The 16,320-nt window shown below is 62.7% G+C and carries 10 protein-coding genes; 1 reads left to right on the top strand and 9 read right to left on the bottom strand.

Features of this window, described 5'->3' with window-relative positions; genetic code table 11:
• Positions 1 to 267 precede the first annotated feature (267 nt).
• The gene (locus tag JSV08_08715) at positions 268 to 2,946 is read left to right on the top strand and encodes a tetratricopeptide repeat protein (protein UCF80574.1); all 2,679 of its coding nucleotides are present in this window, start codon (positions 268 to 270) and stop codon (positions 2,944 to 2,946) included.
• Between the two features lie 100 nt (positions 2,947 to 3,046).
• On the opposite strand, the gene thyX is transcribed toward JSV08_08715, so the two are convergent.
• The 9 genes from thyX to JSV08_08670 form a co-directional block, all read right to left on the bottom strand.
• On the bottom strand, positions 3,047 to 3,922 hold the full coding sequence (gene thyX / locus JSV08_08710; GenBank protein UCF80573.1) for an FAD-dependent thymidylate synthase: 876 nt from the start codon (positions 3,920 to 3,922) through the stop codon (positions 3,047 to 3,049).
• Positions 3,909 to 6,071, bottom strand: coding sequence for a M28 family peptidase (locus tag JSV08_08705; GenBank protein ID UCF80572.1), 2,163 nt, complete (start codon positions 6,069 to 6,071; stop codon positions 3,909 to 3,911). Before JSV08_08705 ends, thyX begins: the two co-directional genes overlap by 14 nt.
• A 62-nt stretch (positions 6,072 to 6,133) precedes the next feature.
• A complete protein-coding gene (locus JSV08_08700; GenBank protein ID UCF80571.1) occupies positions 6,134 to 7,753 on the bottom strand; it encodes an FAD-dependent oxidoreductase in 1,620 nt (539 codons plus the stop codon).
• A gap of 16 nt (positions 7,754 to 7,769) precedes the next feature.
• Positions 7,770 to 9,395 (bottom strand): FAD-dependent oxidoreductase, encoded by a 1,626-nt coding sequence (locus tag JSV08_08695; protein UCF80570.1) that lies wholly within the window; start codon positions 9,393 to 9,395, stop codon positions 7,770 to 7,772.
• 60 nt (positions 9,396 to 9,455) lie between these two features.
• On the bottom strand, positions 9,456 to 11,102 hold the full coding sequence (locus JSV08_08690; protein ID UCF80569.1) for an FAD-dependent oxidoreductase: 1,647 nt from the start codon (positions 11,100 to 11,102) through the stop codon (positions 9,456 to 9,458).
• Positions 11,103 to 11,320: 218 nt separating this feature from the next.
• Positions 11,321 to 12,946, bottom strand: a complete 1,626-nt coding sequence (locus JSV08_08685) for an FAD-dependent oxidoreductase (GenBank protein UCF80568.1) — start codon at positions 12,944 to 12,946, stop codon at positions 11,321 to 11,323.
• Between the two features lie 27 nt (positions 12,947 to 12,973).
• Positions 12,974 to 14,596 (bottom strand): FAD-dependent oxidoreductase, encoded by a 1,623-nt coding sequence (locus JSV08_08680; GenBank protein UCF80567.1) that lies wholly within the window; start codon positions 14,594 to 14,596, stop codon positions 12,974 to 12,976.
• Between the two features lie 100 nt (positions 14,597 to 14,696).
• The gene (locus JSV08_08675) at positions 14,697 to 15,170 is read right to left on the bottom strand and encodes a hypothetical protein (protein ID UCF80566.1); all 474 of its coding nucleotides are present in this window, start codon (positions 15,168 to 15,170) and stop codon (positions 14,697 to 14,699) included.
• 139 nt (positions 15,171 to 15,309) lie between these two features.
• Positions 15,310 to 16,221, bottom strand: coding sequence for a DMT family transporter (locus tag JSV08_08670; GenBank protein ID UCF80565.1), 912 nt, complete (start codon positions 16,219 to 16,221; stop codon positions 15,310 to 15,312).
• Positions 16,222 to 16,320 lie beyond the last annotated feature (99 nt).

The raw sequence follows: 16,320 nt of genomic DNA, 5'->3' as shown, positions 1-16,320 counted from the left end.
AGCCTATGCGGCATGAGACACATTGAATAGCACACTTTTTTCCTGGATTCAAGCCCGCGTGCGGCTAAAGAGTCCCTCACCAAAGCTCCGCCAAAACGGGATTCCGGCGGAAGCGTCCATTCCACGGATTAGGCCCGTCCGGCCGCGTTACTCTTTCCTGCGGAGGCCCCAAACACTTTCCCTAAGCGTATATGTTGAACCTGTGCCCGCCCTTGACTTTTTCCCCCGCATGTGCTATATAACACAAGTAAGAGAAGGTAGGTGCTGATGGCGGCCATCGATCGAAAAAAGATCATTCAAGGCGCCCAGAAACTTGTCCTGAAGGGGAAGTTTGAGAGCGCGGCCGAGGAGTACGAAAAGCTCCTCGCCCAGCAGTCCAAGGACGAAACCGCCCTCAACGCCCTGGGGGACGTTTACTCCCGCCTCAAGAAGGTCCCCGAAGCCATCAAGTGCTACAAGAAGCTGGGCGATATCTATCTCGAGAAAGGCTTCGCCGTCAAGGCCCTCGCGGTCTATAAGCGCGTCACCAAGCTCGATCCCTCCTCCATAGAAAACAACCTGCGGCTTGCCGACATTCAGGCCCAGCAGGGATTCGTCAACGAGGCCAAGATGCAGTACGTATCCGTGGCCGAGCACTGTGCCGAGGGAGGGATGAAGGACAAGGCCATCGACGTGCTCAAGAAGGTTAAGACCCTCGACCCCGGCGACCATAAGGTCCGGCTCAAGCTGGCCGACCTCTGCGGGGACCGCAAGCGCGTCGAGGATGCCGTGCGCGAATACCTCGAGGTCGGCAAGGGGATGCTCTCGGCCGGTTCCTTTGACGGCGCCATCAAGGTTTTTAAGCGGGGGCTCGTCTTGGATGCCTCCAACGCGAAGCTTCTCGGCGCCCTGGGAGAAGCGTACACCGGGAAGGGAGACTTCGAGAGCGCCGTAGGTCTCTTCCAGGAGCTCTTGAAAAAAAATCCGAAAAACGCCGAGGTTATGGTGCAGCTCGGCCTCACCTACCTGCGCGCCAAAAGGGTGGAGGAAGCGGAAGAAATTCTGCGCAAGGCGCACCAGCAGGAGCCGGGGCGCACGGGCGGCCTCACGGAGCTGGGCCGCTTCTACCTTAACCAAGGCAATCCGGACCAGGCTTTCGAGGTCTACCGCACGGCGGCCGAGGGACTGATGGAAGCGGGAGGCGAGTTGGCCGAGGTCGCCAGGTTGATGGAGGGTTTCACGTCCAGCTATTCCAAGAATCCGCACGCCTTCTCGCTCCTGGCGACGCTCTATCAGAAGATGGGCAACACGACGCACGCCGTCAACGCCTACGACGCGCAGGCGCAGGCCCACATCGCGCTCAACGAGTTCGACCGGGCGGAGCGCGTTTTGCAGAAACTTCTTGAGATGGAGCCGGACAACGCCCAGCATCAGGAGCGGCTGCGTTTTGTGCGCTCGCGTTCCAGAAAAGATGCCGCGCCGATGGAAGTGGGCGGCGAAGACCTGGCGGCGGCGCAACCGAAGGCAGTGTCCGCCGAGGCGCCGGCTTCCTCGCAGAAGTCGCTCGACATCGAAACCGCCCTAGCGAGCGAAGACGACATGATTATGGAATTCCTCACGGAAGCGGACGTCTTCACCAAATACGGCCTCATCGCCAAGGCCATCGACAAGCTGCAATTTGCAAAAACCCAGTTTCCGCGCAACATCGAGGTTCGGACCAAGCTCCTCGCCATCTACAACGAGCAGGGCAACCGCCCCAAGGCGGTGGAGGAATGCGTTGAGCTGTCAAAGCTCTTCCGCGACCTTGGGGATGACGAGGCCGCCGAGGATATCCTCAACGATGCCCGCGACATCGATCCCAACCACCCGCTCTTGCAGGGCGTCGAGGTCGCGCCTCCGGCCGAGGCCAAAGAGAAAGACAAGGAGGAGGGCGAGGAACTCGACGAGCTCGACGAGGCAATTGAAGTCGAAGTGGAAGGACTTGACGACGAGGAGGGAGTGGAAGAGCTCGACGACAAAGAGGAAGCGGAAGGCGAGAGCTTTGACACGCAGTCGTTCGAGGTGGAAGAGCTGGCGGTTGAGGAGGCTCCCACGCCGCAGCCCGCAAAGCGCGAACCGACGCTTGACGAAGCGCTCGAAGAGGCTGATTTCTATCTGTCGCAGGGCTTTAAGGACGACGCCTTAAAGCTCCTCAAGACGCTCGATGAAAAATATCCGGCCGAGCCGCGCGTTAAAAACAAGCTGGCCAAGCTTGTTCCCTCGGAGGCACCTCCCAAGCCCGCGGCGGCCCGAAAGCCCGCGAAGGCGAAGCCCAAGGCCGCTCCTTCCGCGCCGGGCAAAAAGCCCGCCCCTCCAGCGAAGGAGGCCAAGAAAGACGTTCAACCTTCCATTGCTGAGGTTATGGAAGAGCTCGACGCCCTCGAGGGGGAGGGCGAGGAAGCCGGAGGCGAGGAATTTTTCGACCTAGCCGCCGAGATTCAGGAGGAATTCACGGGGGCCGAAGGGGAAAAAGAGCAGTCCAAGGAGGAGCTCGACGAGCTTTTCTCGGCCTTCAAGCAGGGCGTCGAGAAGCAGGTGGCCAAGGAGGATTACGAGACCCATTACAACCTCGGCATCGCCTACAAGGAAATGGGCCTCGTGGACGAAGCCATCGCGGAATTCCAGGTGGCGGCGAAGAACCCCGACCAGACCCGCGCCCTGGAGTGTTGCAGCATGCTCGGGGTTTGCTTCTTGGATAAGGGCCTTCCCGACATAGCCGCCAAATGGTATCGCAAGGGGCTCGACGCGAAAGGCCTTTCGGAGGACGACGCCATGGGCCTGCGCTACGACCTAGCCATAGCGTTGGAGCAGGGCGGGAACCTCGAAGAGGCTTTCCGGATGTACGAGGAGGTTTACGGCCTCAACACCAGTTACCGCGACGTGGCCCGGAAGATCAAGGAACTTCAGCGCTCCGTCAAGGGGAAGTAGAGAGGCCGCGTCGGCCCTCCGCCCGCAGAAACCGTCCGGCGGTTTTGTTCCTCTGTTTCTCGGTTTTTCGGTTCTAACTGAGTAACCGAGTAACCGACGCCTAGAGCTTATCCCGCGGCATCTCTACCGCGAGGGAACCATCCCAGAGCTTCTTGTACCGGAGGCCGTGGAAGAGCGCGGGCATCTCGTGCTCCATAATCTTCGCGATCTGCACGTAGACGTCGCGGATGACCGCCTCGGCGTGCTCGTTGGCGCGCAGGGCGATGCAGTTCCAGAGGGCGCGCGCGTTCGCCGACATCACCAGTATGGCTTCCGTGGCCACGGGGAGCACGTCGCGCGCCGCCCCGCGCGCCGCCTTGCGGAGCATCCGCTTGCGTTCCCGCTCCGGAATCTTTTGAAGCTCTCTCTGAAACGCCTTGCTGCCCTTGAGGTCGTCTTCGATGAGGCGGAGGAGTTCGACGTAGTCCCGCTGCGCCCGGGAGAGGGATTCTTCCATCGCCCTCCGCGCCTCCTCGCTCAACTGCGCCAGTGGCGGGAGCGCGAACCCCGGCTCCCACGTGCCTTCCCCCTCTTCGCGCTCGAAATCGCAGTAGCGGGTCGAAAGCTGCGAGTAGGCCCACCCCGTGCGGTGCCGCACCTGCTCGTGCGAAAAACCGCGCCCCGCCCCCGTGACGATGAATGTCCAGCACGGGTGCTCGACGACCGAGCCGTGGGCGGGGCCCGCCTTGAACGTGCCGTCCTCGTTCCGCCCGAGGATGTTTTCGATGTAGCGCCTGTTCGTCTTCGTGCCCGCCTTCTTGCCGAAGCTCATGTAGCAGCACCGCCCCGCGGCCTCGACGATTCGCTCCGCGTCCCGCACGCCATCCGTGGGGGTGGGCCAGCGAAGGTCGTTGTCCCAAAGGAACGCCTCGAGCCCTTCTTCGACAATCTGAGGGCGGGCGATCAGATAGACGCGGCAGCGCTTAAGGATTCGCACGGAGGCGCTCCGCGGCGGCGGCGAGGGCCTCGGACGCCCGCGCCATGTTCGCTTCCAGGCGGGCCACCGTCTCGTCGCGCAGTCTCTCCGCCGCCCCGGCCGCCCTGGCGGCGTTGAAGCCCAAGGGGCGGTCGAGCTTGCGGCGCATCTCCTCGTGGATAGAAAAGACCTCGAGGCTCAAGGAATGCTGCAGGTGGTCGTGCTCGCGGCTCCAGGTCCGCATCTCCTCCGACATGCGCATAAGCTTCTCCAGCGTGCGGCTGGAGAACCGAAACGTCCACGACGGCTGGATCGTGTGGTCTTGAAACTCGTCCCCCTCCTCCATGATCTCGAGGGCTTCCGCGATCCGCGCACGCCTATCCGCTACGCTCGAAACGGGGCGCTGCAGCACCTCTGCAATTTTCGCCAGCCGCTCCGCGTCCACCGAGTAGCGGTAGGTGCGGGCCTGGGCCGTTTCCATGTCCGTGGCCACGAGGGCCGGGATCAGCTCGCTGCGGACCGCTAAGCGGTGCGCGTTCAGGCGGGCGAGCACGTCGTCGCCCTCCTCGCGGGCGCTCTCGAGCCGCTTGGCGTCGTCCGCCGCGGCCTCCTCGAAGGACGATAGCGCCGCCCACAGGGAATCGAACGAAACGTCGGGCACGCGCGCGGCGTCCTCCTCGTAGGCGGTGCGAGCCCACGAGGCGACGGCCGCGAAATCAAGGGGCGGGTCGTCGGCGCAGTCGGCGCGGTGGAGCGCCAGCAGGTACAGCTGTAGGTCGGTCTCGAGGTTGGCGAGGAGTCCCTCTTCGTAGGCGTCGTGGTCGGTATGGTAATAGTCCCAGTAGTCGCTTATATCCCACTCGGATGAGAAGGTGGTGGCGCCCCCGACTGAGGAGTAGCACCAAGCGTCCACCCAGATGCTTATTTGCGGCACGATCTCGACGCGCGAGTCGAGGCCGCGGTCCTTCAAGAGGGCCTCGGCGAAGGGCACGCCCTCCGGCGAGACGTTCGCGTAGCCGCTCTCCCCCCTCCAGCCTACGCTGTCCAGGTTCAGGACGAGAGCCGTGTGCTCAAACAGATCCGGCTTATCCTTCACCAGGGCGTACGAGCCAGCCAGCCACTCGTCGAGGCTCTGGATGCCTCCCGCCTCCTCCGAGCCAACCGCCGCGAAGAGGAAGGAGCGGCGCGGCGTGCCGCGCTCGGTGACGGCGCGCGCGAGCTCGAGCATCGCCCCAATGCCAGAGGAGTTGTCCAAATAAGCCTGGAACCAGCGGTCCATGTGGGCGCTCACGAGAATCCACTCATCCGGAAAACGCGAGCCGCGCAGCGAGCCGAGCACGTTCACGCTCGTGCCGTCGAGTTCCTCGGCGCTGCACGAGAGCTCCGTCTCCATCGGACGTTGCGATAACTCTTCGCGCAGGCGCTCGCCGTTTGTGCGGCTGATGGAAAAGGCCGGTATCGGATTGCAGTAAAGCACGCTGTCCTGGCGCAGCGCTTCCGGAAGAAGCGTTTCCTCGCCCTCGACGCCGAACATGACTATCGCGGCCGCCCCGTGCGTGGAGGCTTCCAGAGTCATCAGCGACGGCCAGCCCGTGGCGTTGTCGTCGCGCAGGAGGAGCAGGATCTTGCCCTTCACGTCCCCTGCGGCGGCGATGTCGTCGCGCGTGCCCGTCCCCGCGTACACCAGCGGGGCGCGCAGCGTTTCGTCTCCGTTCGCGTTGCCGCGCTTGTACCCCTGGCCGTCGCGCGTGCCGTAGGTGCCGGGGCTGCCGTAGAGGATTACCGCAGGGATGGATTCTCCGCCCACGGTCAAGCCCACCGGCCCGTAGCGGAACACGCGCACGGGGAACGTGTGGCGCTCGGTCCCGAGACCGATGGCGCGGAATTTTTCCTCCACGTAGTCGGCGAGCGCCGCCTCCTGCTCCGAGCCGGGGGAGGCAGTCCCCATGCCGAGGCCCGAGGGGTCGTCGACGGCCTCGGCGAAGATGCGGGTCTCTTCGAGCGCGCGGGCCGCGTCCAGCTTCTTGAGCAGCCGCTGCTCGCCGCCGCGTCTGCAGGACGGCCCGGTGCATGCAGTCGCCGCCACCACAAGGGCGGCCAGAGCAATCCCGCAAGCCGCTTTAAGCAGGAAGCGGCCACGGACGAAAGGGAAAGTTGTATCTCTATGCACTTTTTTCACCTCGTTCAAGTTTTCACGACAACGCCGCCCGAGTCAAGCACCGCGCCTGGCGGCTAGCCGAGGCGTTTTGCGAGTTCTTCGGCGGCGCGCTTTCCGCTCTCGATGGCGCCGTTTATGTACCCCTGGTACCAGCTGCAATGGTCGCCCGCAAAGAGCATGTTGCCCAAGGGCTCGCCCGGGTTGTAGATGGTGGTCCACTGGCCGGGCTTGTAGCAAGGATAACTGCCCAAGGAAAAGGGGTAGGTGCCCCAGTCGAAGCGCTCGACCTTGCCGTTGAACTCGGCGGAAACTCCGGGAAATATTTTTTCCACCGTCGGCATAAAGCGCTCGACATGCTCCTCGGCGGTTCCCTCTCTGACGTCGATGCTCGGCTGCCCGCCCAGGTAATAGGTGAGGCCGCCGGGTTCTCCCACGTAGCCCTCCATCTGGTTGGTATCGTACACCGCCTGGAACGGCTCGTCGGTGCTGGCACCGCCCGAGTATCCCTTCTCGCGCCACACGCGCTTGTCGACTCCCATCAGGAGCTTGGTGTGTACGCCGTAGCCCATCTCGTCGATGGCTTTCCTCTTCTCGGGCGGCATCTCCACCTGCATCTCGACGTTGCGCAGCATCGAGAACGGAACGGTCATGATGACGAAGTCCGCCTCGACGTCCTTCGAGGCGCCGTTCGGGTCCTGGAAGGTCAGCGTGAAGCCTTCGCCGCTGCTTTTCACGGCCTCCAGCCGGTGCGCGAGCTTGACCTGCCCTTCGTCGAGGCCGTCGGAAAGCCCGCGAATTATCCCCTGGACGCCTCCCACGATCTTGTACTGCTCGTTGCCCTCTTCGAAAAGATAGATAAGGCTCTCGGAGGAATCCAGGGAGACGGAGCCGATGACGTTGAGTGCGGACTGCTGATCGCAATCCAGGCCTCCGTTCGACGCGGTGGCCACTTCCAGGAAGGAGCGGCCCCAGCCCGACGCGCCGATTCGGTCGAGGTATTCCGCAGCGGACATCTCGTCAAGCGGAGACAGCATGGCGCTGATCTCCTCCGGGTCGCCGTCTTCAAACAAATCATAGGCTTTCTGGAGAATGTTGATCTCGTTCTCCATCAGCTCGACAACGGGCTGAAGAGCTTTTACGAGCTGTTCATCTGTGTAGATCTTCCCGTCGAAGTAGTATGCCGTGAGAAGATCCTTTTCGCTGGGTCCGCGCAGGTCGTTGAGCTCGAGACCGAGCTCCTTCACCAGGGAGAGTCCGGCTTCGTGATCATCGTCGAGCCACTCGCCTCCGAGCTCGGCGAAAAGTCCCGGCGCCATGACGTCATAGGCCGTGTGTATGCGCCCGCCCAAGCGCTTGCTCGCCTCGTACACCTCCGCGCTGTGGCCCAGCTTCTTGAGCGTGTACGCGGCGTTCAGGCCGGCAAGTCCCGCCCCCACGACGGCGATGCGCCGCGCGCCCTTCAGCTTTGCGCAGGACGTCAGAAGCCCGCTGCCCGCAACCGCCAGGGTTGCGGCCCCCGAAGCCTTTAAGAAGCGCCGCCGCGTCCACGGAGCCTGTGCGCGCGAGCGCACCGACTCGCGGTACATCTCGACGAGCTCGTCCGCCGGGGGCGTGTCGCTTCGGTTCGCACAGCGAGCGAGACGCAGAGCCTTTGAAAGGGGGTTTCGTGCCATTCGTGATTTCGTCAGTTTCATGAGGATCTCCTATCGATCAGGTTTGTTGAGGTTTCTCTGAAGCTTTTTTTCCCAGGCGGGCCGCGAGTCTTTCGGCGGTGCGCCTTCCAGTCTCTATGGCGCCGTTTATATACCCTTGGTAGTCCTCGCTGCAATGGTCGCCCGCGAAGAGCATGTTGCCCACCGGCTCGCCCTCCCAGCCGTTGATGGTGGTCCACTGGCCGGGCTTATAGACGGCATAACTGCCCTTGGCGTAGGGAAAGGCGCCCCAGTTGAAGCGGTGGGTCTTGCCGTTGAACTCGGCGGAAACTCCGGGAAAAACTTTTTCCGCTCCCGGCATTAAGCGCTCGACCTGCTCCTCGGCGGTTCCCGCCTCAGCGTCACGGCTCGCCTGCCCGGCCAGGTAAAAAGTGAGCCCGCCGACGTCCCCCTCGTAGCCCGCCATTCGGCTGTTATCGTACATCCCCCGGAACGGCTCATCGGTGTAGGTAGCGCCCGCGTATCCCTGCTCGCGCCACACGCGCTTGTCTACGCCCGCCAGGAGCTTGGTGTGGACGCCGTAGCCAATCTCGTCGATGGCTTTCTTCTTGCCGGGCGGCATCTCCATCCGCATTTCGACGTCGCGCAGCATCGAAAAGGGGATGGCCATGATGACGAAGTCCGCCTCGACGTCCAACGCGGAGCCGTTCGGGTCCTCGAAGGTCAGCGTGAAGCCGTCGCCGCTGCTTTTCACGGCCTCCAGCCGGTGTCCGAGCTTGACTTGTCCCTCGACGCGCTCGGCGAGCCCGCGAATCGCTCCCTGCCAGCCTCCCACGAGTTTGTATCGCTCGCTGCCATCATCTAAAAGATAGAACGTGGGGAACTCCAGGGAGACGGAGCCGATGAAGGTAAGAGCGGACTGCTGGTCGGTTTCGGCGCCCCCGATTGAAGAGGCCACGTCCAGGTAGGCGCGGGGCCAACCCGACGCACCGACGCGGTCGAGATATTCCGCTATGGAAATGTTGTCAAGCGGGGATAGCAAGGTAACGGCCTTTTCCCAGTCGTCTTCTTCCTCCTCGATACGGTAGGCCTCCTCGACCGTGTTGATGTCGTCCTCCATGCGCGCGACAATGGGCTGAATCGCTTCCATGACCTGGGCATCGGTGTAGTTCGTCCCCTCGAAGTAGTACGACATGAGAAAATCCCTCTCGCCGGGGGCCATCAGGTCGTTGATCTCGAGCCCAAGCTCTTTCACCAGGGAGAATGCCTCATCGTCGCCTTCGTTCAGCCACTCGCCTCCCAGCTCGGCAAAAAGTCCCGGCGCCATGACGTCATAGGCCGAGTAGATGCGCCCGCCCATGCGCTTGCTCGCCTCGTATACCTCCGCGCGGAGACCCAACTTCTTCAGCGTATACGCGGCGTTCAGTCCGGTAAGTCCCGCCCCGACGACGGCGACGCGCGGCGCGCCCTTCGTCCTCGCGCATGACGTCAGAAGGCTTCCGCTTGCGAGCGCCAGTGTTGCGACGGAGGAAGTCTTCAAGAAGCTCCGCCTCGTCCACGGTGCCCGTGCGCCCGGGAGCGCCGACTCGCGGCGCATTTCGACGAGCTCGTCCGCCGGAGGCACGCCGCGGCGGTTCGCAAATCGGGCGAGACGCAGAGCGTTTGCAAGGAAAGATCGCGCCATCCGGAAATTTTTCGGTTTCATGACCAAGCCCCCATTTGCCGGGGTTTTATGAGGCCTCGCTTAAGCTTTTCCTCCCAGACGGTCCACAAGGTCCTTCGCGACGCGCATTCCGCTCTCGACGGCGCCGTTTATATACCCACCGTACTCGCTGCAATGGTCGCCCGCGAAGAGCATGTTGCCCAACGGCTCGCTCGGGTCGCCGAAGGTGGTCAGCTGGCCGGGCTTGAGGCAGGGATAACCGCCCAGGGCGTAGGGATAGGCGCCCCAGTCGAAGCGATGAGTCTTGCCGTTAAGCACGGCGGTGACTCCGGGAAAAACCTTCTCTGCCCCTAGCATTAAACGCTCGACCTGCTCGGGAGCGGTTCCCGCCCCGGCGTCGATGCTCGCCTGCCCGCCCAAGTAGAAGGTGAGCCCGCCGACGTCACCCTCGTAGCCCGTCATCTGGCTGTTGTCGTACGCCACCTGGAACGGCTCATCGGTGTATGCGCCGCCCGAGTACCCCTTCTCACGCCACACGCGCTTGTCGACGCCCGCCAGGAGCTTGGTGTGGACGCCGTAGCCCATCTCGGCGATGGCTTTCTTAATGTCAGGCGGCATCTCCATACGCATTTCGATGTCGCGCAGTATCGAGAAGGGGACGGTCATGATGACGAAGTCCGCCTTGACGTCCAACGCGGAGCCTTTCGGGTCCTGGAAGGTCAGCGTGAAGCCGTCGCCGCTGCTTTTCACGGCCTCCAGCCGGTGTGCGGGCTTGACCTGCCCCTCGTCGAGGCCGTCGGCTAGCCCGCGTATTATCCCCTGGCAGCCTCCCACGATTTTGTATCGCTCCTCGCCCTCATCGAAAAGATACATCGATGGGGGCTCCAGGTAGACGGAGCCGAGGATATTGATAGCCGTCTGCTGGCCGGGTTCGAGGCCTCCGTTCGACCCGGACGCCACGTCCAGGAAGGTGCGGACCCAGCCGGACGCGCCGATGCGGTCGAGGTATTCCTCCATGGAAATCTCGTCGAGCGGAGCAGCCAGGGAACGGGCTTTTTCCAGGTTGCCCCTCATGTAGGCGCGGTAGGCTTTCCTGAGCGTGCGAATGTCGTCCTCCATGAGCGCGACGACTGGCTGAAGTGCCTCTATAAGCTGGGCATCCGTGTAGTTCGTCCCCTCGAAGTAGTTCGACGAGAGAAGCTTCCCTTCGCTGGGAGCGTTCAGGTCGCTGAGTTCCAGACCAAGCTCCTTCACCAGGGAAAGCACCTCTTCATGGTCTTCGTTCACCCATTCGCCTCCCAGCTCGGCGAAAAGTCCCGGCGCCATGACGTCGTATGCCGTGTAGATGCGCCCGCCCATGCGCTTCGCGGCCTCGTACACCTCCGCGCGATGGCCCAGCTTCTTCAACTTGTACGCGGCGCTCAGGCCGGCAAGTCCCGCCCCGACGACGGCGATGCGCGGCGCGGCGCCCTTCGCCTTCGCGCACTTCGTCTTCTTCTTGCGGGACGCCAGAACACTTCCGCCCGCCAGCGTGACGGCCGCCGCAGCCGCGGAGGTTTTCAGGAAGCGCCGCCGCGTCCACGGAGCCCGCGTGCCCGGGCGCGCCGACTCGCGGCGCATCTCGACGAGCTCGTCCGCCGGAGGCGCGTCTCTGCGGTTCGCAGTGCGGGCGAGACGCAGGGCCTTTGCGAGGGGAGTTCGCGCCGTTCGGGAATTCTTTAATTTCATGAATAAGCTCCCATTTGCCGGGATTTTTTTAGGTTTTATTGCTTTGTTGAAAAGCTTTCCACAAGTTTCCCCCTTTAGTAAAGGGGGCTAGGGGGATTACTATGAAAAAAGGAAAATTTCTATTTCGTAATTCCCCTGTATCCCCCTTTAGAAAAGGGGGAGATGCGGTCTTTTCAACAGAGCAAGGTTTTATTAGCATCTTTTCTTGTTCATGCGAGCTAGCCCAGGCGGGCCGCGATTTCTTCGGCGGCGCGCCTTCCGCTCTCGGTGGCGCCGTTTATAAACCCGAAGTCCCAGCTGCAATGGTCGCCCGCGAAGAACATGTTGCCCACCGGATCGCCTTCCATGTAGGCGATGGTGGTCCACTGGCCGACCTTGCGGCAGGGGACGCTGCCCTTGGCGAAGGGATAGCTGTGCCATACGAAGCGCTGGACGTTACCGTTGAGCTCAGCGGTGACTCCGGGATAAGCCCTCTCCACTCCCGGCATCAGGCGCTCGACCTGGTCCTGGGCGGTTCCCTCTCCCAGGTCGATGCCGGCCTGGCCGCCGGAGTAAAGGGTGAACCCGCCGATTTCACCAAGGTAGCCCTCGTTTTCGCTGTTGTCGTACATCGACTGGAACGGCTCGTCGCTGTAGGTGTTGCCCTGGTATCCCTGCTCGCGCCACACGCGCCTGTGGACGCCCAGAGCGAGCTTGGAGTTGGAGCCGTAGCCCAGCTCGGCGATGGCCTTCTTCTTGATGTCCGGCAGCTCCATCCGCATTTCGATGTCGCGCAGGATCGAGAAGGGAACGGTCATGATGACGAAGTCCGCCTTGACGTCCGAGGCGGCGCCGCCCGGGCCCTGGAAGGTCAGGGTGAAGCCGTCACCGCTGCTCCGGACGGCCTCCAGCCGGTGCCCGAACTTGACCTGCCCCTCGTCGAGACGCTCGGCGAGCCCGTTTGTCACCTCCTGGCAGCCTTCCACGACCTTGTATCGCTCGAAGTCCATCGTGAGAAAACCGGGCACTCTCTCGCCGGGCTTGCCCGCGATGGAATAAACCAGGTTGATGGCGGACTGCTGGTCGGTCGGCATGGACGACTCGACGGTGGTGGTCACGTCCAGCAGGTCGCGGACCCAGCCGGTCGCGCCGATGTTTTCCAGATACTCCGCGACGGAAATCCCGTCGAGCTCGGCCACCCGGACCTCGGCCTCCTCCGCGCCTTCTTCCTCATCGTTGTCCCATATCTCGAATGCGGCCAGATCATCCTCCATGAGCGCGGCAATGGGCTGAAAGGCCTCTATGAGTTGGGGTTCGTTGTAGCGCTTCCCCTCGAAGAGGTGTAGCGACTCGAGCCCGACGACTTCGCTGGGGGCCCACATGTCGCTGAGGTGGAGGCCGAACTCCTCCGCCAGGGAGAGCGTATCTTCGTCGGTGGCGTTCAGCCACTCTCCTCCCACTTCGGTCACCAGGCCGGGCGCCAGAGCGTCCTTGACCGTGTAGATGCGCCCGCCCGTGCGCTTGCTCGCCTCGTACACGTCCGCGCGGTGGCCCAGCTTCTTCAGCTGATACGCGGCGTTGAGGCCGGCAAGTCCCGCCCCGATTATGGCGATGCGCGGCGCGCCCTTCATCCTTGCGCAGGACGTCAGAAGGCCGCCGCCCGCGAGCGCTAGTGCCCCCGCCCCGGAAGTCTTCAAGAAGCGCCGGCGCGTCCACCGGCCCCGTTTCGACATTGTCGGGGCAATCTCGACGAGCTCGTCGAGCGGAGGAGCATCTGGGCGGTTCGCATTGCGGGCGAGGCGCATGGAGCGCCGCACGGAGTTAAAGAGAGGGGTGCGAGCCCCTCGGAAATGCTTCGATCTCATGATGAACTCCTGTTTGCCGGGATTTTATTAGGTTTCGCTTACGCTTTTCCCTTCCAGGCGGGCCGCAAGGGCTTCGGCTGCGCGCCTTCCACTCTCGGCGGCGCCGTTTATCTGCCCCAAGCTCTCGCTGCAATGGTCGCCCGCGAAGAACATGTTGCCCACCGGCTCGCCTTCCCAGCCGGCGATGGTGGTCACCTGGCCGACCTTGTAGTCGGGATAACCGCACATGGAGAAGGGATAGGTGGGCCAGATGAAGCGCTCGATGTTGCCGTTGTACGCGGCTGAGACTCCGGGATAGGCTTTTTCCAACCCCGGCATCAAGCGCTCGACCTGCTCCTCGGCGGTTCCCTCTCCCACGTCAAAAGCGCTTTGGCCGCCGGAGTAAATAGTGAGTCCGCCGACGTCCCCCTCGTAGCCCTCCATTTGGCTGTTGTCCCACGCCTCCTGGAACGGCTCGTCGGTGTAGACTTCGCCAAAGTATCCCTGCTTGCGCCACACGCGCTTGTTGACGCCTATCAGCAGCTTGGAGTTCATGCCGTAGCCCATCTCGTCGATGGCTCTCCTCTTCATGTCCGGCATCTCCATTCGCATCTCGATGTCGCGCAAGAGCACGAAGGGAACGGTCATGACGACGAAGTCCGCCTCGACGTCCGCCGCGGCGCCGTTCGGGTCCTCAAAGGTCAGCGTGAAGCCTTCGCCGCTGCTTCGGACGGCCTCCAGCCGGTGCCCGAGCCTGACCTGTCCCTCGTCGAGGCGGTCGGCGAGCCCGCGAATCACCTCCTGGCAGCCTTCCACGAATTTGTGGCGCCCATAGTTTTCATCAAAAATATAGAGGGTGCCGTCCGGGTTGACGGAGTCGATGAAGGTGAGAGCGGTCTGCTGGTCGATAGCGAGGCCCCCGTTCGTCGTAAAGCTTACCTCTATGTAGGTGCGGACCCAGCCGGTCGCGCCGACGCGGTCGAGATATTCCGCCACGGAAATGTTGTCAAGCGGGGCTATCGAGGGAATGGCCTTTTCCCAGCCGTCTTCTCCCTCTTCCTCGTAGAGACGGTAGGCCTCATGGAGTGCTTTGATGTCGTCCTCCATGCGTTCGGCAATGGGCTCAAAGGCTTTCACGAGGTCGTCGTCGTTATAGTGCTTCCCCCCGAAGAGGTATAGCGTGTAGAAATCGCTCTCGCTGGGGCCCCCCAGGTCGGTGAGCTCGAGACCGAGCTCCTCCGCCAGGGAGAACATGTCTTCGTTGTCGCCGTCTATGAAACCGCCTCCCACCTCGGTCACCAGGCCGGGCGCCAGGACGTCCTTGACCGAGTAAACGCGCCCGCCCATGCGCCTGCTCGCCTCGTACACCTCCGCGCGGTGGCCCAGCTTCTTCAGCTGGTACGCGGCGTTGAGGCCGGCGATCCCGGCCCCCACGACGGCGATGCGCGGCGCGCCCTTCAGCTTTGCGCAGGACGTCAGAAGACCACCGCCCGCGAGCGCCAGGGTTGCGGCCCCGGAGGTCTTCAAAAAACGCCGCCGCGTCCATGGAGACTGTATGCCCAGGCGCGCCGACTCGCGGCGCATTTCGACGAGCTCGTCGAGAGGAGGAGCGCCGGGACGCCGGGCAAGATTGGCGAGGCGCAGAGCCTTTGCAACGGGAGTTCGTGCCATTCGGGAATTTTTCAACTTCATGCTGTTGTCAGCCTCCAGCTGTCGTGTAGGGTAAACATCTTATTTAGAGGGCCCGTCCGCGGGGGACGAGGTGTTCGGTTTAGTTGTTGGGCGCGCCGGCCTTGATCCAGTCGATGACGACCTGGATTTCTTCGGCGGTGAGACACTCCGCTCCCCTGCAGAACAGGGGCATCGTGCCCCCGACCAGCTCGGGGGTGCCCGGGCCGCATATAACGTCGCAGGGGGGGTCGCATTTGTTGCCGCAGAGCGTCTTCAGAAGATAGCTTTTTGAAGGTTCGCCCGGCTCGGTTAGGTTGAACTCCGGCCGCACGCAGCTCGGAACTCCCACGGTCGTGTTGTAGGTTTCCGAAGCTGTGGTGTGCTTTAGGGCCTCGCATCCATCGGAGCCGTGGCAGCCACCGCAGGCGTAGATGTCGAAGATGCGCTGCACGTCGCCGGTCAGCGACGGCACACGGTGCTTGGCGCAGCCATGAAGAAAAAGTCCCCCCGTTGCAAGGGCAGCCCACAAGACCGAGAGCAGAAACAGCTTAAGAGGAATACGGGCGGGTTCCATACATCACCACACCGTTTATACCAGAACATGGGGCTTATTGCAAGGAATTTCTACGGGGAAATTACGCCGACGGCAACGTCAGGAATTTTTTCCGAATTCGGCGCGAGGCCTTCCGTTCGAAGGCGTCTGTGCGTCGCTACTAAGCGCCGGGGCTTAACAACATGCCGATAAAAACCAGCGCGATGCACACCCACTGAAGGAACGTGGGCCTCTCCTTGATGACGAAGTACGCGTACACCAGCGTTACCGCCGGGTAGGCGCCCGACAGGGTCGTCACGAGCGTGGCCGGGCCCAACCTGTAAGCAAGGTAGAGCACCCCGTCGGCGACGGCGCTTATCGCCAGCGGCAGGGCGGCCCACGCCCCTTCCTTGACGGGGAATTTCCACTCGCGCTCCAGGAGCGCGCCGTAGACGCCGATGGTGAGCACGTCGGCAAATATCCCGTACAGCGCAAAGTTGGCCTCACTCGCATTGGGCAGCTCATAGACCCACCGGTTCATGGCCCCTCCGATCCCCCACAGCAACGCGGCAAGGATGGCATAGACGAACCATAAGGGCATTCCCAGAGCTCGGCGCGTCGAGGTCTTTTGGTCGGGGTCGGAAGGTTCGTACGCAATGCCGATGCACCCGGCGACCACCAACGCGGCCCCTATGTATTGAGTGGGGATAAGTAATTCTCCCAAAAAAATGAAGGCCAGCACGGCGGTCGCGACCGGATAAGCCGCGGAAACCGTGCCGACGATGCTCACGGGGCCACCCGAAAGGGACTCGTAATAGAGGATGCCGGCTATGCCTTCCAGCAGGCCGGACACCATCGCCCAGAAGAAGAACTGCAGTCCCTCGGGAGCAAACGGCGGAGGATGAGAACCGGTCTTATGCCAGTACAGAAAAAAAGACATGTAGACCACGGCGTCCACCACCACCGTGTACAGGCAGAAACGGGAAACCGGGATATCGTCGAGGGCTTGCTTAAATAATCCGCCCGATATCCCGTAGAGGAGGAATGCGACCAGCGTGGGCCCCAGCCAATGCCCGCTCAGCAGGAGAAACATTCTCGATTAATTTCTTGGCTTTATACGTCGGCGGTAAGGATCTCATGCGCCACGGGCAGGGCGGATTCTTCATCAGCGGTAAAGATCTCCTGCACCGCG

Source organism: Acidobacteriota bacterium, assembly GCA_020349885.1.
Lineage (GTDB): Bacteria > Acidobacteriota.
The sequence above is the reverse complement of the archived record's forward strand: the minus strand, read 5'-3'. Positions and strand labels throughout refer to the sequence as shown.